General features: G+C 35.0%; 14 protein-coding genes. 4 read left to right on the plus strand and 10 right to left on the minus strand.

All coding sequences use genetic code 11. The annotated features are described in order from the left end of the window. The first annotated feature begins 85 nt into the window (after window positions 1-85). Window positions 86-1,105, plus strand: a complete 1,020-nt coding sequence (locus tag OLM58_RS15475) for a threonine aldolase family protein (protein WP_017498347.1) — start codon at window positions 86-88, stop codon at window positions 1,103-1,105. Window positions 1,106-1,260: 155 nt separating this feature from the next. On the opposite strand, the gene OLM58_RS15480 is transcribed toward OLM58_RS15475, so the two are convergent. After that, complete coding sequence (locus tag OLM58_RS15480; protein WP_017498214.1) at window positions 1,261-1,581, minus strand: YbaB/EbfC family nucleoid-associated protein; 321 nt, start codon at window positions 1,579-1,581, stop codon at window positions 1,261-1,263. A gap of 67 nt (window positions 1,582-1,648) precedes the next feature. Here OLM58_RS15480 and OLM58_RS15485 point away from each other — a divergent pair, with 67 nt between their 5' ends. The 3 genes from OLM58_RS15485 (at window position 1,649) to OLM58_RS15495 (ending at window position 6,109) form a co-directional block, all read left to right on the plus strand. Continuing rightward, the gene (locus OLM58_RS15485; protein ID WP_264529643.1) at window positions 1,649-3,784 is read left to right on the plus strand and encodes a S9 family peptidase; all 2,136 of its coding nucleotides are present in this window, start codon (window positions 1,649-1,651) and stop codon (window positions 3,782-3,784) included. A 70-nt stretch (window positions 3,785-3,854) separates the two neighbouring features. Beyond that, entirely contained in the window at window positions 3,855-4,895 is a 1,041-nt protein-coding gene (locus OLM58_RS15490; RefSeq protein WP_202704234.1) for a PLP-dependent cysteine synthase family protein, read from the plus strand. Between the two features lie 458 nt (window positions 4,896-5,353). After that, on the plus strand, window positions 5,354-6,109 hold the full coding sequence (locus OLM58_RS15495; protein WP_264529644.1) for a hypothetical protein: 756 nt from the start codon (window positions 5,354-5,356) through the stop codon (window positions 6,107-6,109). Window positions 6,110-6,569: 460 nt separating this feature from the next. Here the strand turns inward: OLM58_RS15495 and OLM58_RS15500 are convergent, their stop codons facing one another. From OLM58_RS15500 to OLM58_RS15540, 9 genes are all read right to left on the minus strand, one after another. Beyond that, window positions 6,570-6,980 (minus strand): hypothetical protein, encoded by a 411-nt coding sequence (locus OLM58_RS15500; protein ID WP_264529645.1) that lies wholly within the window; start codon window positions 6,978-6,980, stop codon window positions 6,570-6,572. Between the two features lie 7 nt (window positions 6,981-6,987). Next, window positions 6,988-7,821 carry a deaminase domain-containing protein gene (locus OLM58_RS15505; protein ID WP_264529646.1) on the minus strand — a complete coding sequence of 278 codons (834 nt, stop codon included), beginning with the start codon at window positions 7,819-7,821 and terminating at the stop codon, window positions 6,988-6,990. After that, a complete protein-coding gene (locus tag OLM58_RS15510) occupies window positions 7,821-8,342 on the minus strand; it encodes a hypothetical protein (protein WP_264529647.1) in 522 nt (173 codons plus the stop codon). Before OLM58_RS15510 ends, OLM58_RS15505 begins: the two co-directional genes overlap by 1 nt. Then, entirely contained in the window at window positions 8,339-14,422 is a 6,084-nt protein-coding gene (locus tag OLM58_RS15515; protein ID WP_264529648.1) for a fibronectin type III domain-containing protein, read from the minus strand. Before OLM58_RS15515 ends, OLM58_RS15510 begins: the two co-directional genes overlap by 4 nt. Window positions 14,423-14,457: 35 nt before the next feature. Then, the gene (locus OLM58_RS15520) at window positions 14,458-16,908 is read right to left on the minus strand and encodes an outer membrane beta-barrel family protein (protein ID WP_264529649.1); all 2,451 of its coding nucleotides are present in this window, start codon (window positions 16,906-16,908) and stop codon (window positions 14,458-14,460) included. 89 nt (window positions 16,909-16,997) lie between these two features. Next, entirely contained in the window at window positions 16,998-21,884 is a 4,887-nt protein-coding gene (locus OLM58_RS15525; RefSeq protein WP_264529650.1) for a T9SS type A sorting domain-containing protein, read from the minus strand. Window positions 21,885-21,906: 22 nt separating this feature from the next. After that, on the minus strand, window positions 21,907-23,151 hold the full coding sequence (locus OLM58_RS15530) for a hypothetical protein (protein ID WP_264529651.1): 1,245 nt from the start codon (window positions 23,149-23,151) through the stop codon (window positions 21,907-21,909). A 4-nt stretch (window positions 23,152-23,155) separates the two neighbouring features. After that, on the minus strand, window positions 23,156-24,340 hold the full coding sequence (locus OLM58_RS15535) for a hypothetical protein (RefSeq protein ID WP_264529652.1): 1,185 nt from the start codon (window positions 24,338-24,340) through the stop codon (window positions 23,156-23,158). A 4-nt stretch (window positions 24,341-24,344) separates the two neighbouring features. Beyond that, window positions 24,345-25,589, minus strand: coding sequence for a hypothetical protein (locus tag OLM58_RS15540; RefSeq protein ID WP_264529653.1), 1,245 nt, complete (start codon window positions 25,587-25,589; stop codon window positions 24,345-24,347). Window positions 25,590-25,619: the final 30 nt, after the last annotated feature.

Below are 25,619 nucleotides of genomic sequence, written 5' to 3' on the forward strand. Positions count from 1 at the left end.
AGTTAAAATTTACTGAAACTTACCAAAATTAACTAACAGTAATACGTAATTTTGCTGTACAAAAATAAGATATAGTTTTTAGAATATGGAAATAAATTTAATTAGCGATACCATTACTAAACCAACATATGAAATGTTGCAGTATATGTTTAATGCTCATGTTGGGGATGACGTATACAGGCAAGATCCTACAGTTATCGAATTAGAGACTAGAGTTGCTGAGTTTTTTGGTATGGAAGCCGGGCTTTTTTTTCCGTCTGGAACTATGGCAAATCAAACCGCAATTAAATTACATACACAGCCCGGAGAACAATTGATTGCAGATAAATATGCTCATGTTTATCATTATGAAGGAGGAGGAGTTTCGTTCAACAGCGGTGTATCCTGTTGTTTGTTAGACGGACATCGAGGGATGATAAATGCCAGTCAGGTTGCTGCGGCGATTAATGATCCTGAGTTTTACCACAGTCCGTTAACAAGTTTGGTTTGTGTAGAGAATACGACCAATAAAGGGGGTGGGGCTTGTTATGAATTAGAAGATTTAAGAGAGATAAAAAAAGTTTGCGATGCTAATAATCTGAAATTCCATTTGGATGGAGCGAGAATTTGGAATGCATTGGTGGCAAAAAGACAAAACCCAAAAGAATTTGGAGCAATTTTCGATACAATATCGGTTTGTCTGTCTAAAGGATTAGGTGCTCCAATAGGTTCTGTGTTGCTAGGAACGAAAGAAGATATTCGTAGAGCGTTGAGAATAAGGAAGATACTTGGCGGAGGAATGCGTCAGGTAGGATATTTGGCAGCAGCGGGATTGTTCGCTTTGGCACATAATATTGAAAGACTGGCAGAAGACCACAGAAGAGCTAAAGAAATTGCGGCTGTATTAAGTACAAAATCCTGGGTTTCAGCAATAGAGCCTGTAGAAACGAATATTTTGATTTTTTCTTTGGCAGAAGGATATAGTGATCAGCTTTTGATTGAAAAGCTAAAACAAAAAAATATCTTAATAAGCTCGATGGGGCATAATAAGCTTCGAATCGTGACGCATTTAGATTATAAAGAAGTAATGCATACCTATGTAATTGAAACGTTGCAGAAGTTTTAGTTAAAGTTTCAGGGCTGCAAAGGTTCAAAGGGACAAAGATTAAACAAAAAAGATACACAGATCTGTGTATCTTTTTTGTTTATAGCACTCAAATTTGACAAAGCAAAAGCCCTTGTCCTTTGCTACTCTGAGCCTTTACACCTTGAGTTTTAACCTTATTTAAAAAGATTATCCATTCCCGGAATCATTGGCATATCCATTTTGGCAACAGCATCCAATTCTCTTTCGTTTACGCTTGTTGCTTTTTCTATTGCTTTATTCAGAGTTACAATAAGGTAGTCTTCAAGTTGTTCTTTATCTTCCAATAAAGAATCATCAATGCTGATTGATTTTACTTTTCTATTTGCTGTTAATGTTATTTTTAATAATCCGTCAGCGCTTTGTTCATCAATCAAAACGGTGTCTAAACGTTTTTTTGTATCTTCAATTTTTTGCTGGGTTTCTTTAAGTTTACCCATCATTCCCATTAAATCCATTTTAGTTGATTTTTAAATTATTCCGTACAAAATTAGTATATTGCTGTATGAAAGCAACATATATTTTATGAAAAAATTAATTTGGTTCTGTTGTGTTTATAGTATTTTTGCTGCTTCGTATTTAAAAACTAATGCTCAATCAATGCAAAACGATATAGTGGCCCCAATAGCCAAAGAAGTTCCAAAATCACTAAAAAAACATAAAGAAACCAGAGTCGATAATTATTTCTGGTTAAATGATCGCGAAAACCCTGAGGTAATTGATTATCTGAATCAGGAGAATGCCTATTACGAAAGTATGACTTCACATACAAAAGGGTTTCAGGAAGACTTGTATGAAGAAATGAAAGGAAGAATTAAAGAAGATGATTCCTCTGTTCCTTATTTTTACAATGGGTATTATTACATCACCCGTTTTGAGACAGGTCAGGATTATCCAATTTTTGCCAGAAAAAAAGGAAGTCTCTCTGCTGAAGAAGAAATTTTATTCAATTGCAATGAATTGGCAAAAGGACATGCTTATTTTAAATTAGGAGGTTTAAGTATAAGCCCTGATAATAAATTTGCAAGTTTCGGAGTTGATATTGTAGGAAGAAGAATTTACACGATTCAGTTTAAAAACTTAGAAACGGGAGAAATTTTAAAGGATAAAATCGAAAATGCAACTGGAGGATCGGTTTGGGCCAATGATAATAAAACTGTTTTTTATACCAAACAAGACCAAGTAACGTTAAGAGCGGATAAAATTTTCAGACACAAATTACATACAGATGCAGCAAAGGATGTTTTGGTTTTTAATGAAACGGATGACACCTTTAATGTTTCTGTCAGCAAAGAGAAATCAAGAAAATATATCGTAATTGGTTCCGGAAGTACCTTAACTACAGAATACAGAATTTTGAATTCTGATAACCCGGATGGGGAGTTTGAAGTGTTTCAGACCCGTGTTCGTGGGCTGGAGTACAGTATTTCGCATTATGAAGATTCGTTTTACATTCTAACGAATAAAGACAAGGCAACTAACTTCAAGCTGATGAAAACTCCTGAAAACAAAACAGGAAAAAGGAATTGGGTAGATCTTATTCCGCATCGTGAAGATGTTTTATTGGAAGATATTGAAATTTTTAAGAACTATTTAGTGGTTGAAGAACGCTCAAATGGTTTGAACCACATTCGCATTATGCCATGGAATGGTGAGCCCGATTATTATTTGCCTTTTGGCAGCGAAACGTATAATGCATATACCACAACAAATGTTGATTTTGATACGGATATTTTGCGTTACAGTTACCAATCACTGGCAACACCATCTTCTGTGATCGATTTCAATATGAAGACTAAAACCAAAGAAGTTTTAAAAGAGCAGGAGGTTTTAGGAGGTAAATTCGATAAAGAAAATTATATCGAAGAACGCGTTTGGGCAACAGCCAGGGATGGTGTTAAAGTGCCTATTTCGATGATTTACAGAAAAGGATTGGAAAAAAACGGTAAAAATCCGTTACTTCTTTATGCTTATGGTTCTTACGGAATCACAATGGATACTTATTTTTCTTCTACAAGACTTTCATTACTGGATCGTGGTTTTGTTTATGCAATTGCCCATATCAGAGGAGGAGAAGATTTAGGGAGACAATGGTATGAAGATGGAAAACTGTTAAAAAAGAAAAATACCTTTACAGATTTCATCGATTGCTCTAAATTTGTAATTAACGAAAAATACACTTCTTCTAAACATTTGTACGCAGAAGGAGGATCAGCGGGAGGGCTTTTAATGGGAGTTATCTCGAACGAAGCACCGGAACTGTATAACGGAGTGATTGCTCAGGTGCCTTTTGTAGATGTTATTACCACAATGCTGGACGACAGTATTCCGTTGACCACAGGAGAATATGATGAATGGGGGAATCCCAACAATAAAAAATATTACGATTATATGTTGTCGTACTCGCCGTATGATAATGTAAAAGCTCAAAATTATCCTAATATGTATGTTTCTACCGGATTACACGATTCGCAGGTGCAGTATTGGGAACCTGCCAAATGGGTAGCCAAATTGAGAAATTTAAAAACAAATGGCAATTTATTGTTTTTAGACACTAATATGGATGCCGGACATGGCGGAGCTTCAGGACGTTTTGAGGCTCTAAAAGACTTAGCAAAGGAATTTAGTTTTTTATTAGATTTAGAAAAAATTAAAAGCTAATTAGATTTTTTTTGTTAAATTTGCAACCTATCAAGGTTATTTTAAAATGCCTTTGATTAACTATTTTTTTATGAAAGAAGAAATAAACGCTTATAATAATGTTTTAGAATTAATAGGCAATACCCCCCTTATTAAACTAAATAAAATCACCGAAGAGTTAGAAGGTAATTTCTACGCAAAGGTTGAAGCTTTTAATCCGGGACATTCCTCAAAAGATAGAATAGCGTTATACATTCTTGAAGAGGCCGAAAAAAGAGGTATTCTATCACCAGGTGATACCATTATCGAAACAACATCCGGTAATACAGGTTTTAGTTTGGCTATGGTAAGCATTATAAAAGGCTATAATTGTATTTTGGCAGTAAGTTCAAAATCATCGAAAGATAAAATAGACATGTTGAGGAGTTTAGGTGCAAAAGTTTATGTATGCCCGGCTCACGTTTCAGCAGATGATGAAAGATCATACTATAATGTAGCGAAACGTTTACACGAAGAAACAAAAGGTTCTGTGTACATTAATCAGTACTTTAATCAATTGAATATTGATGCGCATTATAACTCTACCGGACCGGAAATCTGGGAACAGACAAAAGGAAAAATTACGCATCTTATTGCCTGCAGCGGAACAGGAGGAACGATCTCAGGAACTGCAAAATTCTTAAAAGAGAAAAACCCGAATATTAGAATTTTAGGTGTTGATGCTTTTGGATCAGTATTAAAAAAATACCACGAAACGAAAGAGTTCGATAACAAAGAGATTTACCCGTACCGTATTGAAGGTTTAGGTAAAAACTTAATTCCCTCAGCGACAGATTTTGATATCATCGATAAGTTCATGAAAGTGACGGATGAAGAAAGCGCTCACTCTGCAAGGGAGATCACCAGAAAGGAAGGTTTATTCGTAGGATATACTTCAGGAGCTGTAATGCAAGCTATTAAGCAATATGCAGAAGAAGGAGAATTTACAAAAGACAGTAATATTATTGCTATATTTCCGGATCACGGTTCTCGTTATATGAGTAAAGTATTCAGCGATGACTGGATGAACGAACAAGGTTTCTTTGACAGTGTTAATGAAGAAGAAGTTCAAAAAATTGAATTTGTAAAGTAGTACATTAAACTGCTTTTTTAAATATAAGACTCCATTCGTTTTACGGATGGAGTTTTTTTTATCTTAATTTTTTGGAAGCCGCCAATTTTAAATGATTTTCTGTATTTAAACAGGTCAAATATAAAACTAAACCGGTAACATGATTGATGTTACCGGTTATAGAATACGTGTCAGCTTAAAGCAGATTTTTTTCAGATGATTGTCATTTTAGCTTAGCACACTTAGAACAACGAATACAACAACCAAAAGGATTATCGCATATCTGGTGTATTTTGATGTTTTCATTCTTTTATTTTTTTTGTAAATATAGCTGAATTTGGATAAAAACCTGTCTTTTTTAATTCGTAGTGAGACAAAAAAGAAAAATATTTTTTAGTTCTTCCCAACCTTTTCATTTAAAATACACTCTATAGAAGTATAATCGTCTTTTGAACGATTTAAACTAAAAATAGTATCGTATGAAAAAGAAATTCACCTTAGAAATAGCGAATCCTTGTTCTGAAAATTTTGATAATATGATCCCTAATTCAGAAGGGTCATTTTGTAATACCTGTGTTAAGAATGTAATTGATTTAAGCCGAAAAACGAATACTGAAGTGGCCAGATTCATTGCCAATAATAAAGACAAGAATATTTGTGCCCGATTAAAAACAACACAGTTAGAAGAGGAGTTTGTGCACCAGGAGACTTCCAAAATGAATAATCTGAAGTATGCGGCAGTAGCAGCTTCTATTCTGCTGGCTTCAAATGTTGCTGGACAGGAAAAAACTCCGGTTCAGACTGAAATAAATGAATCAGTACCTAAAAGTAATATTCTGGGGAAAATAGCCATTAGTCAAACCGTTCAGGAAGAAATTTCGATAACAATCAAAGGGAAGTTGTTAGATGCAAAAACCAACAGGCCCTTAAGCGGCAAAGTCTATCCGAATTTAACCCTTAGTATCAATGATTCACAGCCTCCTATGAAAATAGATTCAAAAACCGGTGATTTTTCGATTACGTCCTTGGTTTCTAAAAAGGGTGAAGCCCTTATGATTACAATCTCGAGCGGGGATTATTATTTATCCAAAACGATCCCTTTCGACCTTAAAAAAGTGAAAGGAAAGGTTCTTCATCAAAACATAAAGATCAACACTGAGGAGTTGATTAAGGTTTATATTGCCGGAGGACTAGGGATTAACTATAAAGAGAAAAAAGTGATTAAAGAGAATTGATTGATTTGTTGTTTTTTTGAATAGAAAAAGCTCTGGACTTCCAGAGCTTTTTGTGTTTATAGGAGAATTAGTTTTTAAATTTTATTCAACCCCATGGTTTTTTTTTAAGATTGAATTTTTAGGAAGAATAATATCTAATTCTTTTCTTTCTTGAGTCATCCATTGTAAAGTATGTTCATTGAAAATTATTTTTTATACTTCTTTCTTTATGCCATCCAGCCTCTTCATTAATGCATTTGTAAAATCTTCTATGTCATAAGGCATAATAACTATTCAAATTTGATATTAATATTTACTTTTATTTCTTCAACTCCAAAATAATCAAAAAATAGATTACAAATTAAATAAACTGGTTTAATATCTCCAATTTCAACAATTATTTCTCTAGTAGTTTTCTTAACTATAGTCATTGTTTCAAATGCAATTGACCTAGAGTCTTTTATTTATTGCAATTTTCAAGTTAAATCTCTTTTACATAGTTTAATTTCAAATTCAATATTTCCTCTAATAAATTTATATAGTCAGTTTCTGTTATAGATAAACTATATTTTACCCAAGGAGTAATACATTCATTATTAATAACTATATATTTATTTATTAAATCAAGTAGATGTTCTCTATTGGAAATTTCTTCATTTAAATTTTCAATAGAATTAAACTCTTCATAATTGGCTAGTTTATTGTGTAATAATAATAATTGTTTTTTAAAATTGTTTTTTCCAAATAATTCAATGGAAAATTCCAAAAGTGATAGATTTCCTTCGATGTCTGTTTTGAAAATTGGAGTGTATATATTATAAGGTTCTCCCCAATCGAATTTCTCTTCTCTTATATTACAAATTGGATTAGTGTCAAAATCAATATTTTCCATTTTAAAATTATTTTATGTTTTTAATTCCATCTACCAAATTTATTTTCACATTAGGGAACATATTAGCAAAATCCTGTATAACTCCTTGGCAGGAAATACAATATGGTAATTCAGAAGCAATTGTAATTTCACCCTTTACTTTAGGTAGAATAGCTCCTTTTTTGCCACCTAATTTTTGAGCTATCTCACTTAATCCTACATATTCTGTATCAAATTCTCTACTCCATGCGCTATCAGTATTTATATTACTTTGCTTATCAATTTTATATGAATCGAATATTGGTTCTCCATCAAATTTATTTCCACTTATTTTAACATCGGTTGAAGTTATGTATAGATTATCTATTTTACCATCAAAATAAGCTAAATTTCGTTTGTCGAACTTCTGGATTTCTTCTAGTAATTCGTTTCCAGAATATTTTTTTCTTAATTCATAAATATTATTTTCGCGGAATTGTTTAAATCGAGTTTTGGCTTTTAGATAGTCAGATGCGTATCCCCTAAAAATATTTTTGCCTTCGTTTAAAGGAGTTGGAAACTTTTCAACATCTTTTAAATCTTTCCATTTTACATATCCGCCAACATTCTTAATTTCATCTAAATTCTTTGAAACCAGATTAAGCTCTTCTATATTTTTTGTTAGACCTGTTTTCTCATTGTATAAAACTTTCCAAGAATCAAACGCCTTTTGTGGTTCTTTTTCGGCAAATGCTACAAGTTCCTTAGATGTATACATATCATCTTTAAAGAATCTCATAATTGTCTCACATTGTGCATTTACGTTTAAAAATGCGAATAATACAATCCAGAGTGTTAAATAGAATTTTATTCTGTTTTTCATTATTTTATGCCTTTTATTTTTGCAATTATTTCATCTGTTAATAATGGTGACTCCCAGATACCTACTATATAAGTAACGTCTTCTCCTAAGCTATCTTCCGCCGCACTTCTTGGTTGAGCCTCGGATGTCCATCTACTAAATTCTATCCTTAAATATTCTTTTTCATTTTGTTCAATTAGAATGATCTCTCCAGGAGATTTATACATTTTATTTATCCTTAAAATAGTATCATAATAGCCTTTATATTTAAGATCTTCTTGAATTTCAAACCCGTATGTCTTAGATAAAAATGATAATTCACCTATTGTAAAAGATTCTTTCGGATCTATATAAGGATTAGCGATTAATTTTTTTCTATACTCTTTTTTTTCAGAGGAAGTACTACCGCCATATTCGTTTATAATTTTTATACTAGGTCTTATTAATTCAGTTTTTATTGAAGTCATACCTTGGCTAACTTTTTCAGTTCCGTTACCCATGATCTCTGTCTGGATACAATAAAAGTTTTCTATTAGTTTCATTTGCTACAATCAATTTTAGTAATTATTTTATCCATTTTGTATGTCAAGTCTTCAATATCATCTACCCATTTGCCTCCTCTAAAAACAGAACGTTGTACAATATCATAAGTAATTCCTTTTTTGAAGGACGACTCATGGAATTTAGGTTTTGTTCGTATTTGTTTAGCTAGTCCTTGTTGTTTAATCCCATTTTTATTTTTCCATGGAATTGCGTCTCCATAGCTAAATTCTATTCCTGACGCATCTTTTATTTTAAATTTTATATATACCATACCTTCTTGTACATCTTCTAATAAAGCTCTAGAATCATAGGTATATTGAATGTCAATTTTATTATATTCATTTTTGTATACAGGACTTGCAAATCCACCACCTAATTCAGTAACTTCTGTAATTTTTCCATCAGCTTTATCCACTTTTGGATTTTGAAAACGATCAAATATTCCTCCCTCCGCTAGAATTTCTGTGTCTTTTTTTACAGTTTCTATTTTTATGAAGCCGTCAAACGGTGGCCAACCTCCATTAATTTCATTACCTGGATCTGCATGGAAGAAATCATATAGTTCATCCCATTTCTCATCACCCCATAGCTCATACGCTTTTACTCTTTGAGCTATTGTAGAATTACCAACGGTACTTTCAAAAGCTTCAAAAGTTCCTTTCTTTAACTTTTCAATTCTAGAAATAGTAGACAACTCTTCACTGCCTTTGATTCCTTTAGAAGCCCATTTAGACCAATATACTACTAATTTTTCATCTTGTAACTTTCTTAAAGTTGCTAAGTCAGCTTTTGCAAAATCTTTTAGAAAATCTTCTTTAGTAGCAACGCTAAGGCCTTCAACTTCTTTATTAAGTGAACTTAATTCAGATTTTTTAAGTAAAGTTAACAAATCTCTCGTTTCACTAACTCCTTTTTCTGATCTCAATATTAAGATTGCATTGTTTATCAATTCTATTTCTGTGGTAGTAATTGCTTTTGCATTTTTTAAAGCATCTAAATTTTTCTCTAACTGTATAGCAGATAGTTCTTTTGTAGGTTTAGATAATAGTTGAATATTGTTGTTCGTATTTAAAAGCTTAGTTTCAGCAGCAAATTCAATTGATTGATTTTTTATATCAATAGCCTTGTAATTCAATTGTGTTTCGCCAACAATTTCACCAATATTTTTAGCGTCATTAATAGCTTCAAATTCATTAGAAATTTTCAACATATTATTTGGCATAACTAAATCACCAATAGAAACAATACCAGTTGCCAAACTAGCTTTATTAAAAAAGTTCGCAAGTTTTGGGTCTTGTTCTCTAAAAGCAGTTCCTGCCATACTTGCGACAGAACTTATTTTATCTGCATAAAATAAAACTCTTCCTAATTTTGTTAATTGACCGCCTGGTATAGCTAATGTTAAAGCATCAAATGAGGTTTGTATAATATCGGCCTGAGTTTGGCTATCACCAACATCACTTGAATAAAGAGATAAGATTGCCGGTACAGGAATTGCAACTGGTTTTCCGTCCTTATCTTTATTTGCAGTATAATCTGTGAGAAGATTATCTTTTGATAAGTTTTTAAAGAGCATAAAATCAAAAGGAGAATACAATTTTGTACTCATTGATTCATTTTTAAACAAACCTTCTTTTAGGACTTGCTCTACATTGATTTTTTTTGTCTGCTCATCATACTTAGCGTCTATAGATAAAAATTTATGGCTTTTACCATTATAATCATAAAAAAGACCAATAACTGTTGAACTTGATAGATATGACGCAAAATCTGCATATCCTCTGACAAAGATATTTTTATAATCATATGTAACCGCAACTTCAGGTTTTTTAAGATATTCAGTAAGTTCCTTAACAGATTTTAGTTTATAGCTGTCTATAATTTTGTTAATACCATTAGTATATTTTTCGGATCTTAGGAAATGCTGATAGAATACGCTCATCAGCAACTTTCGGTTGTCACCAGAGATTACTAGATTGCTGTCATTTATTTTAAGATATATGATGTACCACAGAGGAAATTCTCTTTTTATTGTTGCCGGGCCCGAACCGCCTCTCGTATTTGGCCAGCTGAAAACTATTTTGTCATTTTCTAATAAATCGATTAGAGTGTTTGAATTAAATTTAGTATAAGCAATTATCTTTACAATAATTTTTTCTTCTTCTTCATCCCATAAATTTCTTTGCATTAGAGTTTTAACTAATGCTATTGCTCTTTCAGAGTTTAAATTTTGATATTCTAGTTCTGTAGCTAACTTTAAACATTTAACTTGTTCTTCATTGATAGTTTTAAGTGTAATATTTGGGTCAAATAAAGATTTAAGACATTCATTATTGTTTTTCACCTGTTCATTAAGAGAGGTATCAAAGTACTGAAAGTATTTTTCGTAATATTTCTGTTTGTCTGAGCTGTTGTATAGTTCATATACAAAATTATATGTGTTTGCTTGTCCTCTCCATCCCGTATGGTCGTTTAAATTAACTCTAAAATTTTCATACCATTTATAAGTGGTTTTTATTGGACCAGTATACACTGTAGCACCTGCACCTGAGTTTTCCGAATATGTATTTGAAAATTTGTCAAAAAAGCCAGGATATACTACTCGCATTTCGGCAATTTTATTTATCCATAGCTGCTCAGGTTTACCAAAATGTTCCTTAAGCATATTCTTTGTGTTTTGGTCATAGCACCACAAACAAGAATTGTTGGATACAGAAATTTCTTTGCTTAAATTATTTAGAAAACGAGAAGAGTAAGGTGCAATTTTATTAATAAATACATCAAGTGTAATTTCTCCTGTTCCACCATTGTATTGAGTTATTTTTTGGTGTTCTGAAATAGGGAATGATAATTTGAAAATTGCATAATTTGAATTAGAATTTAACAATGGATAGATAAAACCATCAACTTTACTAAAATCAGTGACATCTTTATATATTTTTTTATCTTGTAGATCAACATATCCTTTCGAAGGATCATATACATATTCATGTATTGTTTTTCCATCATCTTCAAGTTTTTCAAATCTTTTTAAGGCACCAGTTTTAGTTTTGTTGTTGTATGATTTTGAATCTTCATTCCCACTTATAGATCCATAAATAAATTCATATCTCATTAATTTCTTGTGATTAATAGATACGATTTGACCATCAGGTGTAATGAATGATACTGTTCCTTTTGAATCATCTTTAGAGTCTTTATCTAAGTTAGCAAAAGTGTAAGGGATTTTTTCATATGTTTTAACATTTTCCCCATCACTATCCCCCTGAATAAACGGATACAATTGTAATCCGGGCGCATGAAGTACCTGCCAGTCATTATGGCTTAAAAGTACTCCCGTACCGTAATCCATTAAAAGGTCTGTGGTTGTAGTCGTGTTATACTCTGTAAATGGATGCTTCAATCCAAAGACACCATGACCTAATTCGTGAGCCAATGTACGAACGGTATTGGTTTTGTTGAAAATAAAACCATATTGTCGCTTCAGTGGCATAAAGCCCAGAATGTTTGATTTATCGGAAGGAGCTCCGGTATAAATTACATAATAGGTGTCTTTTTTATAATCGGAACCTAATTTTGCTTTTAGATTATTGGTGATTTGCTGTTGGTCCGGTGTATAGGTGTTCAGCAAGTCGCTGTCACTGGTTTCGATGCTTTCTCCCCAGCTGTTGTCTAAGGTTACATTTATGGTATTAACGTCAAATGTTATTCCGGCTGGTTCATAAATTGCATTCAATTGCTCTTTTGCATTAGCAGGTATTGAAGCATTGTTAACGCTAACCAGTATTACATTTACTTTTTTATTGGTCAAATGCCATAAATCTATCGCTCCGGCAATATCGTATTTCCCGACAGTTTCTTTCGGGTCTTTTGATGCAGCAGGTTTTACGGTTGCAATAACTGTTTCTTTAGCAAAATCTAAAGTTTTTTTCAGGGTTAATGTTGCAACATTATCTTTCCAAACAATTTGAGTACTGTCAATAGCGGTACCATTTTGAGTTTTAAAGACAAGATCTTTTTTGGTTTTTCCGTTTTTAAAGTTGGCGGTTGCGGTTACAATATCCGTTTTATTAGGACTGTTTGAAATAGCTTTCAAATTTACATTGTACGTACCACCACTTTTTTGAGGGATTGTTTCGTAAGTTTTACCTAAGCTTCCGTTTGCTGCTGCAGGGGCATTATCAAAAGCATAAAATCCATTTCCTTTAGAGAAAATTACATTTACATCTGCAGACGAAATTTCAGTCACACTTCCACCAGATCCCATTCCGTTTGTATTCTTGGAATTTGGAATTCCTCCCGGAGCGAGTTGTCCTGTTTTTTCGATATTTCCGGCAGGGGCATTAGCAGGAACGGCATATTGTTTACCGTTTTTATCCGTAATTATAATATCATTTACCGTTTTTGGTAAGTTAACTTTAACATCATCCGGACCTGTTATTGTAATGCTTCCATCCGGATTTTTTACTACTGATTTTATAGGGAACTGGATGTCCTGATTGACCACATTCCCGGCGTCACCAAAGGCGTCATTAATGACACCATCTAAATCTGAGATACCGCTCCAGGTAGGATCATAGGCTGCAATAATTTCTCCTGAAATTAATTTAAAATCGCTGTTAACACCGATGTTGTTAAAGGTTATTCTGATTCGGGTGTTTTCGCTAAGGTTTCCTTTTGAAGCTCCGTTTTCATCTTTTGCACCTAAGGCATCAGCAGCATCAATCAGTTTTCTGAATTTCTCCAGGAAAGGAAGGGTTACATAACCTTCTCCCGAGAAATTACCATTACTTCCGGTTGCTTTTAAAACTACGATAGGAAAATCCCCCGCTGAAACTACATCATTTGAGAAAAGTTCCGGAAGCGGTGTCTGGTTGGCAAGATCTCGGGGATCCGGCTTGATACCGCAACCCTGAAATACAATTTCATCTCTGGCAATGGTAGTGAATTCAAAGATTGAACTTTTAATGTATTTGCCTATATCACAGGATGATCCTACGGTATATTCGTAGGTGGTGTTAGGTTTTAAGTTGCTAAGCGTAATATTTTCTCTTGGTGTGACAGCTTTGTACCATTCCGAACCGGAATTTTTCTCACGATAGTTTACCTGATAGTCAAAGTTGTCGATGTTACCGCTCCAGCTTATTTTGGCCTGATCCTGACTGATACTTTCCGTTTTGATGGCAAGGGGAGAGGTACAGAATACTTCGTAGGTAAAAGCAAAGATTTCGGTATAACCGTTGTTTTTAAATACACCAATTTCTTCGGCTCCTAAAATGGCTTTTGCTTTGATGCGCCAGGCGTATTTTTTACCGGGAATCAGTTGAGGTTCACTCATGCCGTACTGCAGAGTGGTCATTTTGGTGGTTGTGGTATATAGCGGAGGTGAATAAGCGAATGCATTTTGCACCGGGGTGTAGCTGTCCCAGATTTCGACTAATGAAAATTCGTATTCTACATTACTAACGTTGATGCTTCTTGGCGTCCAGCTGAAAACAATGTTCTGCAGGTTTTGCTGCATGATCGAAGCATTGTTTAAAGGCAGGTTTAGGAAGGGCGGTTCATTTTGAAAAATAACAGTAGTTGTACCTGTTTTTCTGGACAGTTTTTTTCCTGTAGCAAAATCATATACCTCTACATAAAAGTTACTAATTCCTTCTGGTAAAGGCTGTGCATATTGATTTGGATTTAATCCCAACAAGTTCTGGTATTGAAAATAGGGAGCCAGATCAACATTGGTTAATTGCAATGGGAATCCTCCTTCGAGGTACAGTGGTTTTGCTCCTGCAACAAAATCGTTGTTGCTGAACGAAATTCCGTTGCCCTGAAAGTAAATTTTTAATCGAACCTGACGGTTGGAGATGGTCAAATCGTTGAGCAGCAACTGGATTTTAATGGGACTGTTTATAGTAGTCGCATCGGCATATTTGCTCAGGTAAATAGGGGATGGCTGCGTAATTTGGGTCGTAACCGAAATCGGGAAGGTTTGTGCAAAGCCCTCAAATCCTACTAGAGAGCAGAGCAGCAGCAGGTACAGGTGTAAGTTTTTCAGCATTTTGGGTAATTGAATTTTATCCATTTTTTGTCAGGTTAGTAAGTAGGTATTGACTCCTTTTATTTTTGAATATGGTTAAGATCGATTTCATCACTGTTTGCATTTTTGAGAGCCAGATCATGATAAAACGGTATCATTTTGATTTCGATAGCGGCTATTATTTCAGGACCGGGTTTTTTATCTTTTATCGATTTAAAAGCTTCTTCAATTTGTTCTGCGCTAAAAACTACTGCAGCGGGATTTTGCTGTATTTCGGCAGCCGGCAGTTTAGTCAATGTCGAAATTTCTTTGAGCATCCATCGGTGACGTGTGAGCTGATCACGATTTTTATTGCTTCTTTCCATTAATTTCTGATAGGATTTGAAAGCTGCTTTATCAGCGTTATTTTCTTCACTCACGCCATGCAGTTTGTGGCTGTTTACCTTTCCTAAGGCCGAAACGTAAGCATTTTCCAGATTTGAATCTTTGTTCTTCATTTCGATCTCCAATTTTTTGGCGGCTTCAAGAAGGTATTCGTTGAATTTTTTTACGCTTTCTGCTTCGATGTTGTAAGCTTCAAGATAATCCAATACTTTCTCTTTAAATTGTTTGTCATCCGGTGTAAGGGAAGCCAGAGTGAGTAAATGCTCTAAATTGGTGCTTTCTTTTTCCGGTAATGGGTTTAGTGCCAATTGCATTTCTTTTAATTGAGCAGTAATCTGATCACGTGTTCCTTCTAAAATTTTTCCGTTGAGGTTTATTTTCAGAATAGAAGTAAGGTTCATGTCCTCGTCGGTTCTTGGTTCTCTTTTCGGACGCATTTTGATTTTGTCGAAAGAATAGGTATAAGACAGGGTAGCGGTCAGATCGTTGTTTTTGCCTGTACCTGTCTTATTGAATAAGGTGATGACACTCATATTGAAATTGTGTTTTTCAAGATAAATGTAAGATCCGTTCAATCTGAAGTTGAAGATGTCGTTTTGCTTCTGACCATTGTTATAACTAGTATTGTAACTGGTCGAGGCAGTCGCATTCAGTTTTTTGTCCAGGAATAATTTGGTGGCTCCGACTGTTGGTCCGATAATAAAATTTGTTCCTCCGTCTGTTTGTCCGTAGGTATTATTTACGGAACCATTGAAGCTTAGTTCTTTTTGCGGATAACTTAGCGAATAGGTAAGGGCTGAGTTGTAATAGGTAGAAGCTCCACCTGCAACTGCTTTTCCTTGTTGTTGGTTTACAGCATCCTGCATCGAGAAATTGGCGCTTATGGCTTTTTTTAGCTGTTTGTCGTTTCTTAATAAATAGTTTACCGTCAGACCTAAATTTTGGTTGACTTGTCTAAAGTTCAAAGTGTCTAAATACTCGTAATTTGAAACCTGATTGATGTAGTCAAACTGATTACGGCTGTTGGTGAACGATTGAAAGTTAGAGTAGTTCAGGTTCAGGCTTAATTTTTGATTGGGTCTCAAATCGACATTAGCAGAGGTTACCAAACGTTTCATCTGGCTTTCTTTCTGCTTTTCTAAATTGTCTTTTTGAAGTCCTAAGTTTAAGGCAAGTGATACTTTATCTTTATACAGATTTTGGGTCGCATTAACGGTTATGTTTTCTAAATCGTTGTTGAAATAATATCCTCCAAAAGTTCTGTAGTTAGGGTCAATTCGTTCGTAACCTAATCCTAAAGTACCTTTTCCGGCCGGGTAAGCCAACTGTCCTTTGAAGGCATTATAGCTGGTTGTTGTGCTGTTTCTACCCAATAGAAGAGAGGAAACTCCTTTTGCTTTTCCACCTGCCACAACTCTTAAATCTTCTGTAATACTGCTGTTGGCATATTCGGTCGAGACTTGCAGTTTTTGAAAAAGCTTAAAGTTAGTTTCAAAACTAATGGCAGCATTTTCCTTTGGAGCAACATCCAGTTCAAAGGGTACAGGGTTGTTTAAAGAATTGATCTGATCTCTTGCTTTGAACAAAGTAAGTCCCAGGTTTATTTTTTCTAAGGAATAAGCGGTTTTAAATCCATATCCGAATCTTTTGTAGGCTGGCAGGATATCCGGATAGGCAGAATTGTATTCGCTGCTTTTTAGCAGTCGTCCGTACATGGCGCTGATTTTAAATTTTCCTTGTGGGGTTAAATCAACTCCAAAACCTGAAAACTGATGACCGCTCAGGGTGTAAGGAGAGAAAGTCATGCTTACGTCTCCAATATGGGCTGTAATCCATTTATAAGACGGATGTATACTCAAACGATTCATTAAAACGGGTTTGTCGTACCCGAATTTTTGATTGGTATAGGAAAAGGAAAGCGGTATGTTGTACAGGTTCGCAATGTTGAAATTGATGTTTCCGTTCAAAAAGTAACTAAAGGGCTCTCTTGTGGCATTACCGGAATAGAATACCGTATTGGCAGATGCACCACCACTGACATTTATGAGTTTGGCTTTGCCTAGTTCCTGTACATTAAAGTTTTGTGAAAAAGCAAAGGTACCGGTGAAAAGCAGTAGTGTACTTAAAATTATTCTTCTTAAAATCATTCTTTATGGGTAATGGAAACCAAGATTGTTTTCTTGATTTCCACTAGTATTTGAAATTTATAATTTTTGCTTGCTGGATAAACTAAAGTTTACTGAATAATGATTTTTCTCAATTTACTTCCTTGCTGCGATTCGAATAACACGAAATATATTCCGGAAGGAAGACCTGTTAAACTAAAGTTGAACAGATAGTTGTCTTTGCCCTCCTGTGTTTTTGAATCTATCAGTAAGTTGTTGTTCAAATTATAAACCTTAACATGTGCAGGCATCACTTTATCCAGTAGTACATCTACAGTAAAAGCTCCTTTTGACGGATTTGGGTAGATTTTCAGATCAAATTTTTTGAAATTCTGATCGTCCGGATTATTTTCTTCATATTCACCTTCAGTCACTAAGATTTGCTTGGTTTGAAAAGCAGTACAGTTTCCTTTTTTGGTGTTTAGTGTGATGTCATATTCACCAGCCTGACTAAAACTGATTTCGGCAAAATCTTTGTTTTTCGATATTACAGTTGCACCGGCAGGAATTATCCATTCGATTTCATCGGCATCCGGATTACTGATGTCAACGATGATGAACTTCTCGTTTTTGAATACCTGACTCGAAACGGCAAATTCGGCACTAATCGCGGTGTTCTGACTTGAAATTTTGATGGTATCAGTAGCCTCACAACCCAATTTGTTAGTGACAACAACGGTATAATTTGCAGGTTCAGAAACGGTAACCATTGCTTTATTGCTCTTGAAACCTTTATCAGAGGTCCAGGAATACGTTGCTTTATCGTCATTAATTGTGGCATTAATGGTTAAAGTCTGATCAAAACATAAAGTCACATCTTCTCCGATATTAATAACATCTTTCGGTGGATTAATAATGGTATAGGTATGATTGATGATACAGCCTTTACTGTCGGTAACTGCAACGGTATATTCTCCTGCCGAGGCATTGCTTAGTATATTTGATGTTTCTCCCGTATTCCAAAAATAGGTGTAAGGGGCAATACCGTTTATAGGAGTTACAGTAATTGTAGCATCAGAACCGGCGTAACAAGTTGGTATTTTAATTATTTCGGATGCTTCCAGATGTGGTGGAGCAACGAGTGTAATTGTTTTCGTGATGGTACAGCCATTAGTATCCGTTACCAATAAAGAATAATTTCCTGGAGGAACATCTACCAGATTAGCAGTTCTGGCACCTGTATTCCACAAGTAAGAGTAGGGAGCAGTACCTTGCAATGCGGCGGAGGTAATTGTCCAATCGTTTCCATCACCACAACGGGTATATTCAGAGGAAAGGGAATTGTCAAGCGGGGTAGGCTCCGTGATTGTAATCGTTTCGCTTTTTATCGATTTTCCAAAAGAATCTGTTGCAATAACATAATAAGTTCCGGCTTTAGCATTCATTAAAGTCTCATTTTCGCTAATGATCAGGGCAGGATTAGTTACATCATACCATTTGTAATAATAACCCGGAAGTCCTCCTGAAGTAATTGCTTTCACACTGGCTGTTGCATCTCCGTAACATTTTACAATGTTAATCTGAGTTAATTTAATAAAGAGAGGATCTACTTTATCTAAGTCTCTTTTATCAATTTTACAACCATTTGCATCAATAATCGTAATAAAATATTGTCCTACATAGATATTATTAATACTATTGGATTCTTTGTCGTTATCAATAAAAATGGAGTTACCATCTTTATCGAACCATTCAAAATTGTAATTTGGAGTACCTCCAACAACAGTAACTTTAATACTTGCATCATCTTGCCCTAAAGCAGATGGGGGTGTTTTTAACACTTGTATTCCCATTGCCTGAGGTTCTGTAATTGTTATTTCCTGATAATCTGTACATAGATTAGCATCTGTTACAGTAACATTGTAGGTTGATGCGAAAAGATCCTTAATTGTATTTTGGTCTGCATTTTTTCCAGTACTCCAAACAATTTTATATGGGGCAGTACCTCCGGTAACATTGATTGTAATTTCGGCATCGTTACCACCATTACAAGAAACATTTTTTTGAGTATAATTAATTTTTAAAAGTTTTGGCTCGATCACAGCTACAGGATTTGAAGTGTAGCTGTTACCAAATCCGTCTGAAACTTCTAAAATATAATCTCCGGCACGTAATGTCTCGGAAGGATTTGTTGTAGAAGCTACTATATTTGGAGTTAATTTATTGTACCATTTATAAAGATATCTTTTATCTGCGTCAGGAACACCAATAGGAGCTCCTCCCGAGATGGTAGCTTTTAGTATGGCTTGTTTATTAGTAAAACACTTTATAGACTGGGTTTCTGTAATGGAAGTGATTAAAAGTTCATCCGGTTGATTAATGATGTAAGATGCCTCTGTTGTACATTTATTTTTATCTGTAACTATAATGCTATACGTACCTAAACCAATGCCATCTAATAGACGGTTTGTTTTACCTGTCATTATTATTTTAGCAGTTCCGGTTCCTTGATACCATTGGTAAGTATATGGAAATGTTCCGTCTGCTGCCGAAACATCGATATGGCCATTTTTTAACAGATAGCCGCTTGCATCAGCTTTTTCAAAAGAAGCTATGGTTAATGGCTTTAGAGGCTCGGTGATTGTAACAATTACAGGCGCTGTTGAATAAGAACAACCATTATCGTCTATAATTGTGAAAGAATAGTCTCCGACAGGAATCCCTGCACGGTCTTTTGTAGTAACACCATCATTCCATAAAACATGATAATCTCCGGTTCCTCCCTGAATATTTAAGGTAATGGTTGCATCGCTGCCGCTAAAGCAATTTACGTTTGTTTGAGTAAAAGTGCAGGTTATAGCAGGTCTTTCCGTTAATTCTGCAATAATAAGCTCTCTTGAAATATTTACATTATCAGTTACTATTACTTTGTAAAAACCGGCGTATAAGTTCTCGATTTTGTTCGTTGTTGTTTCAGTTAGCAAAGTATATTGATCTGCTGCTTTTCGTTTGTAATACCATTTGTAATTGTATTGGTTTAAGTTGTCTGGAGTTCCACCACTTGCAATGACTTGTATACTACCAGTGTTTGCTCCATTACAAGTTACGTCGATTTTATTTACGAAGGCTACAGCCAATGCTTTAAGCGTAACAGTTTCGGGGCCAGAAGTACAGTTGTTACTGTCTTTTGCGATTATTTCGTAAATTCCATCTCCCAGGCCTTTGATTGTATTTGTTGTATAGATAATACCCGTACTAATACCATTTTTCTTTAAGGAATAAGTATACGTTTTTGTTCCTCCATCTGCATTCACAATTATTTCGCCATCATTTGCAGTATTTATGGTAGGTTGTGTTTTAGTGGTATTTGTTATAGTAACAGCTGCATTTTGGGTGATTTCAATATTAATGGGACTATTATAAGTACAGTTATTGCGGTCCGTAACGATATAAGAGTAGATTCCTGCTGTTAATTTTACGGGATCTATTATTTTGGCAGAATTATTAACATCTTTAAAAATAGTTGTGTAAGGGGCTGTTCCTCCTTTTATATCTAACGTAATTGTCCCGTCATTGCCACCATTACAAATTACATTGGTAGAAGTATGGGTTGCTGTAAGAACATCTTGTGGCTCCGAAAGATTAAAGTCTTTATAAATTTCCATTTTATCGTCTTTAAGCCCAACTCTGTAGGTACCTGTAACAAGATTTGCTATAGCAGCAGTAGTTTGTCCGGAAATTTCGGTTTCAATGCCATTTTCTATTTTAAACCAACGATAAAAATAAGTGCCTGTACCTCCGCTTGCCTCTATAGTGATACTACCGGTTGATTCATTTTTACATTTAATGTGTATTTGAGTAAGTGGGGTTATAGTCAGAGCTTTTAGTTCGATTATATTGGTAGTGGCATCACAACCATTTTTATCTGTTACTTTAATCTGGTAGCTGCCATTTCCTAAATCGGTACGGGCATTGGTGTTGGCAGCAAAAGGCTGACCATTTTTAGTCCATGAATACGTATAGTTACCAGCGCCACCAATTACAGAGATTGCTATTGTTCCGTCATTAACAGAGGGAGAGGAGGGCTGTATTTTTGTATCAAGTTTGACTTGCAATAAAGGAGGTGATGGTTTAATCTCTGTTACTACATTATTATTAAATTTACAAGAGTTAGCATCTGTTACAGTATACCAATAGCTGCCTGCTTTTAAACCGGTTCTGTTTGTACTAGTGCTGCCGTCATTCCATAACACGGATAGTGGAGCAATTCCACCCTTTAAGCTTATTTGAATTTCACCATCATCTATTCCAAAACAACTAACATCTTTTTTAGATAGTATTGTTGATTCTATTTGAGGATTCGCTTCTAGTTTAACTACAAATCCAACCGAAGTGGCTCCTTTGCTATCCGTAGCAAAAACTTTATAATAGCCTGCATTTTGCCCTGTAATTGTAGGGGTGGTATTTGGGCCCGAAATTGGATTTGAACCAATAATAGTCCCAAATTCGTCGCAGTTGTACCAGGTGTAAGTGTAAGCTCTGGTTATCGGCGTTGGGCTGTAAGGAAATCCTCCTTCGCCAATAGCTGTTACACTGCCCTTTTCTCCGGGACATTTTATATTAGTTGGTTTTGGGGCACTGACTTTTACTTCTTCAGGTTCATATATTGTAAAATCATGACCATTACTTTGGCATGTTCTGTTTTTGTCCTTTGCATAGATAGTATATTTTCCAGCTGGAATTGAATTCCAATCAAGAGATGTAATTTTTTGTCCATTTTTAAACCAAATATATTCGTAGTCGCCTGTACCTCCCTCAAATTTAATAGAGAGTGAGCCATCGGCTTTGCCATTTTCAGTTGCATTTGTATAACTAGGGGTACCTAAAATTGTAATTGGTTTAGGTGTTGTAATAGTAATGGTTCTGGCTCCGTTAACTGCCTTTTGAGGATCCGCAGTTGTTTGAGAATAGCCCAACAAACTCATAAGAAGAAGCAGTAGTAAGTAGATTTTTTTCATAATTATAGGGTTGTTCGGGAATTTATTGTTCTGCGCAATTGAATTTATCAACGATTTTTACGGTATGAGCTCCATCAGTTGTTATGGGAATCTGATGGGTACCGGAAAACTCTATTTTTTTAGGGACCGTCTGGCCGTTTATGATCTCGGTCTGATTGTCTAAAATGTAGTAGTACGGAATTGTTCCGCCGGTAGCCCTTATTTCGATGGCGCCTTGGTTCGTACTGCAGGCGGGTTGTATTGCCGTTGCCCAAAAAGTTAAAGGATCCTTGTTTTCAATTGTAAATGTATCCGTAACAATAGCACTTGAGCCCACTTTGTCCCCAGTATCAGAAGTACTCTGTGCCTGGTATTTTATTTTATACGTACCCGCTTCTATGCCATTCCAGGTATAGGTATTAGCGGAAACTTCATTTTCGAATGCATCTATACTCCTGATAAAGCCTGTATCGGGAGCAATCGGATTGGCACGAAATAGATTAAGAAGAAGTTTGTTACCTGTTTTTAGTCCCGATTTAAATTTTAAAGTAGCACTTCCTGTTGCTGTATTACTGCATTTAACAGGGGTTGCTTCTGGTTTTTTTTCGCTCAGTTCGGGTGAACAGCCAATAATACTATAAATAACTGTATTTGTAAATTGTTTATCATAGCCTGCCTGAAAGAAAATTTGAGATTTACCATCGTAATCACCAATATCTTTGAGGTTAAAAGTAATGGATCTTTTCCCCTGAAATTGAGCGGGCATTGGTTTCCATCCCGTCGCATCGTATTGATATTGCCAATTCCACCCATTGTTTAAATTAATAACATCGTCACTGCAAACATTATTGGCGGCAGGTTGTGTAAGATGTATTGGCCATACATTTGATCTACCGACACATCCACCTAAAACCGCGTCGCTAAATGTGTTTTTGTTATAAGGAATGGCATATTCTTTTGCACATATTGATTCACCACGACTGTTTAGTTCAAGATCTAAAATAAATAGTCCATCAATATCTCTGACATAAAAAAAATTGTATTGAATCTTTTCGGACCCACTCAAATTAATTATATTATCTGTGCAAAATCGTTTAATGTACTGATCTATAGATCCTGTAGGACCTGTTAAGGCATAATCAGTAACTCCACAAATGGTATGTCTTGTGCTTGATGCGTTTGGATTTTTGGGTTTCATGGTTGATTTTATCAATATTCCATACTCGGTCTGCGCATGAACAAACAGGCTTCCTAAAAAGAATATAAACAAGAGTAATTTTTTCTTCATAATATTAGTTTTCTGTACAGCCAAAACTATCCAGAACGATTACTTTGTGATCGCCATCTGTTGTTATGGGGATGGTGTAGGGATTAGTAAATGCGTGTTTTTGTGCTAAAGGTTCTCCATTTAAAAGATAATAGTACGGAGGTGTTCCGCCAGAGGCCGTTATTAGTATTCCTTTGGGATCTGTACTGCAGTTTGGCATTACCGCTGTTGCTGTAAAAGTTAAAGGTGTTTTCTCTTCTATTGTAAAAACATCAGTAACAATAGCACTTAACCCCACCTTGTCCCCAGTATCAGAAGTACTCTGTGCCTGGTATTTTATAGTGTATGTTCCTGCCGCTATTCCATTCCATGTATAGGTTTTATTTTTAGTTTCCTCTTCTGATGCATCAATACTTTTGATAAAGCCTGTACCCGGTGCCACCGGATTGGCACGAAATAGATTAAAAAGAAATTTATTATCTGTTTTTAGCGGCGACATAAATTTTAAAGTAACACTGCCAGTGGCTGTATTACTACATTCGACAGCAGTTGTAGTTGGTTTTTTTTCTGCCAGCTCAGGTGAACAGCCAATAATAGTATAACTGACTATATTCGTATATTGTTTATACTTTTCATAACCCGCTTTAAAATGAACGTTTGATTGGCTGTTGTAGCCAGGTAAGTCCTTTATTTTAAATGTAATTGATGGTTGTTCCTGAAATTCCGGAGGAAGATTGTCCCAAGCTCCATTATCAAATTTATACTGCCAGTTCCATCCATTATTTAAAGTTATGGGATCTTCCTTGCATTTTGGACTTGAGTCTGGTCGGGTGATATGCAATGACATTATCTCAGCGTTCGCTAAACATCCGGCAAAAGACGAATAAGAAAAAGTCTCTTTATTATAGGGTATAGTTCGTGTTATTTGCCCGCATATTGGAGATCCTCCCAGAGTTTCCATAAACTCGAATTGAGTTGGATTCCCCGTCACATAAAAAAAACAGTATAGATCATCTTTGTAGTTATCAGTCTGAAAAATAATCGAACATGAATTCATCCCCGCAGTAATTTGATGGAGTCCACTATAATCATTATCAGGCCAGACAGAAAGTGAAGTGATCTTAGATTTTATTAATATTGCATAGTCATTTTGTCCTTGTACAAGGAGATTACTTAAAAAGAATATAAGTAAGAGTAATTTTTTTGTCATAATGTTATTTTTCAATGCAATCAAAACGGTCTAAGACTATTACTTTATGTTCTCCATCTGTTGTAATATCTATGATGTCCGGGTTTTTAATAAGTTCTTTTTTTGTCCCATTATCGAGAATGTAGTAGTAAGGAGGTGTTCCTCCACTTACTGAAATCTCAATGCCGCCTTTATCAGTACTGCATTGGGGCTGTATTTCTTTTGCTTTAAAAGTCAATGGAGGCGTTCTGGGAGTGATTGTAAACGTAGTAGCAGTCGACGGAGTAGAAGGCGTATTGTTTCCAAACTGTGTCTGATACTTAAATTCATGTACGCCGGCAGGTATATTTTTCCATTTGTAACTAAGTGCAGATATTTTTTCTACTTCAGGATCATTTGAAGTTGCATCAAAAACATAACCAGTACCTGCAGGCTTGCGATTGAAAAGATATTTTTCTCCTGTTTCCAATGGTCTGCTAAAAGTAAATATCACACTGCCATTGCTATAATTGCAGTCAGTAATGTTTGGATCTGAGGTAGCATCTAATCTTGGAGAGCAGGGTATAATTGCATATGTCACAATATCCGACTCATAGATTTCAATTTTAGAGGTATTTAGATTTTCATATTCAACAACAAATTTAATAAACAGGTTCCCCGTATAATCTTTCAAATCAGGAATATCCTTGAAGTTAAAGTTTAGCCCTTTTTCGGTATATTGTGTACCATAGGTAAAATACTTCCATTGGGTGTCGTTATTTTTTTTGTACTGCCATGAATAATCTGCACCTGACAGTTGTACCTGTTTTTGTATGGTAAAATTATCACAGTTGCCAATTATACCACTTGGCTCCGGCAGATCTAAAAGCAATAAGTTAGTTCGGCCATGACAAGCTCCCATAGATACACTTTTTGGAGAAACTAAAGTAGCCTGATCTTTTTGATTACATTCCGGTCCGCCCATTTGGGTTGGCTTAACAACATAAGAACCGTTAATGACAACTTTAAGAGGATAATTTGATTTATCATACTGTACTAAACTATAGGAAACCTTTACATCATCGTCATTATTATTTAGGTTATAAGCTTTACCAAAAGAGGGAGCTCCGGTAGCAGTAATGTTTACGCTATAAGTATTTGATTTCAGGTCAGGACCATATCTTGTTAACTGAGTTTCAATTAATATTTTACCCGTTTGACCAAAAATCACAGGAGCCGAAAAAAAAGCGACTAGAATCAGAAGGTAAATGGTCTTTGGTAAAATATTCATTTTTTAAATGTTTAGTTTAAAATAGGTACT

This window comes from Flavobacterium sp. N502540 (assembly GCF_025947365.1).
Lineage (GTDB): Bacteria > Bacteroidota > Bacteroidia > Flavobacteriales > Flavobacteriaceae > Flavobacterium.

What these genes read in the sequence shown, in the direction of transcription:
- OLM58_RS15475 (WP_017498347.1), top strand. Translation starts at nt 86, where the DNA reads ATGGAAATAAATTTAATTAGCGATACCATTACTAAACCAACATATGAA.
- OLM58_RS15480 (WP_017498214.1), bottom strand. Translation starts at nt 1,581, where the DNA reads ATGGATTTAATGGGAATGATGGGTAAACTTAAAGAAACCCAGCAAAAA.
- OLM58_RS15485 (WP_264529643.1), top strand. Translation starts at nt 1,649, where the DNA reads ATGAAAAAATTAATTTGGTTCTGTTGTGTTTATAGTATTTTTGCTGCT.
- OLM58_RS15490 (WP_202704234.1), top strand. Translation starts at nt 3,855, where the DNA reads ATGAAAGAAGAAATAAACGCTTATAATAATGTTTTAGAATTAATAGGC.
- OLM58_RS15495 (WP_264529644.1), top strand. Translation starts at nt 5,354, where the DNA reads ATGAAAAAGAAATTCACCTTAGAAATAGCGAATCCTTGTTCTGAAAAT.
- OLM58_RS15500 (WP_264529645.1), bottom strand. Translation starts at nt 6,980, where the DNA reads ATGGAAAATATTGATTTTGACACTAATCCAATTTGTAATATAAGAGAA.
- OLM58_RS15505 (WP_264529646.1), bottom strand. Translation starts at nt 7,821, where the DNA reads ATGAAAAACAGAATAAAATTCTATTTAACACTCTGGATTGTATTATTC.
- OLM58_RS15510 (WP_264529647.1), bottom strand. Translation starts at nt 8,342, where the DNA reads ATGAAACTAATAGAAAACTTTTATTGTATCCAGACAGAGATCATGGGT.
- OLM58_RS15515 (WP_264529648.1), bottom strand. Translation starts at nt 14,422, where the DNA reads ATGGATAAAATTCAATTACCCAAAATGCTGAAAAACTTACACCTGTAC.
- OLM58_RS15520 (WP_264529649.1), bottom strand. Translation starts at nt 16,908, where the DNA reads ATGATTTTAAGAAGAATAATTTTAAGTACACTACTGCTTTTCACCGGT.
- OLM58_RS15525 (WP_264529650.1), bottom strand. Translation starts at nt 21,884, where the DNA reads ATGAAAAAAATCTACTTACTACTGCTTCTTCTTATGAGTTTGTTGGGC.
- OLM58_RS15530 (WP_264529651.1), bottom strand. Translation starts at nt 23,151, where the DNA reads ATGAAGAAAAAATTACTCTTGTTTATATTCTTTTTAGGAAGCCTGTTT.
- OLM58_RS15535 (WP_264529652.1), bottom strand. Translation starts at nt 24,340, where the DNA reads ATGACAAAAAAATTACTCTTACTTATATTCTTTTTAAGTAATCTCCTT.
- OLM58_RS15540 (WP_264529653.1), bottom strand. Translation starts at nt 25,589, where the DNA reads ATGAATATTTTACCAAAGACCATTTACCTTCTGATTCTAGTCGCTTTT.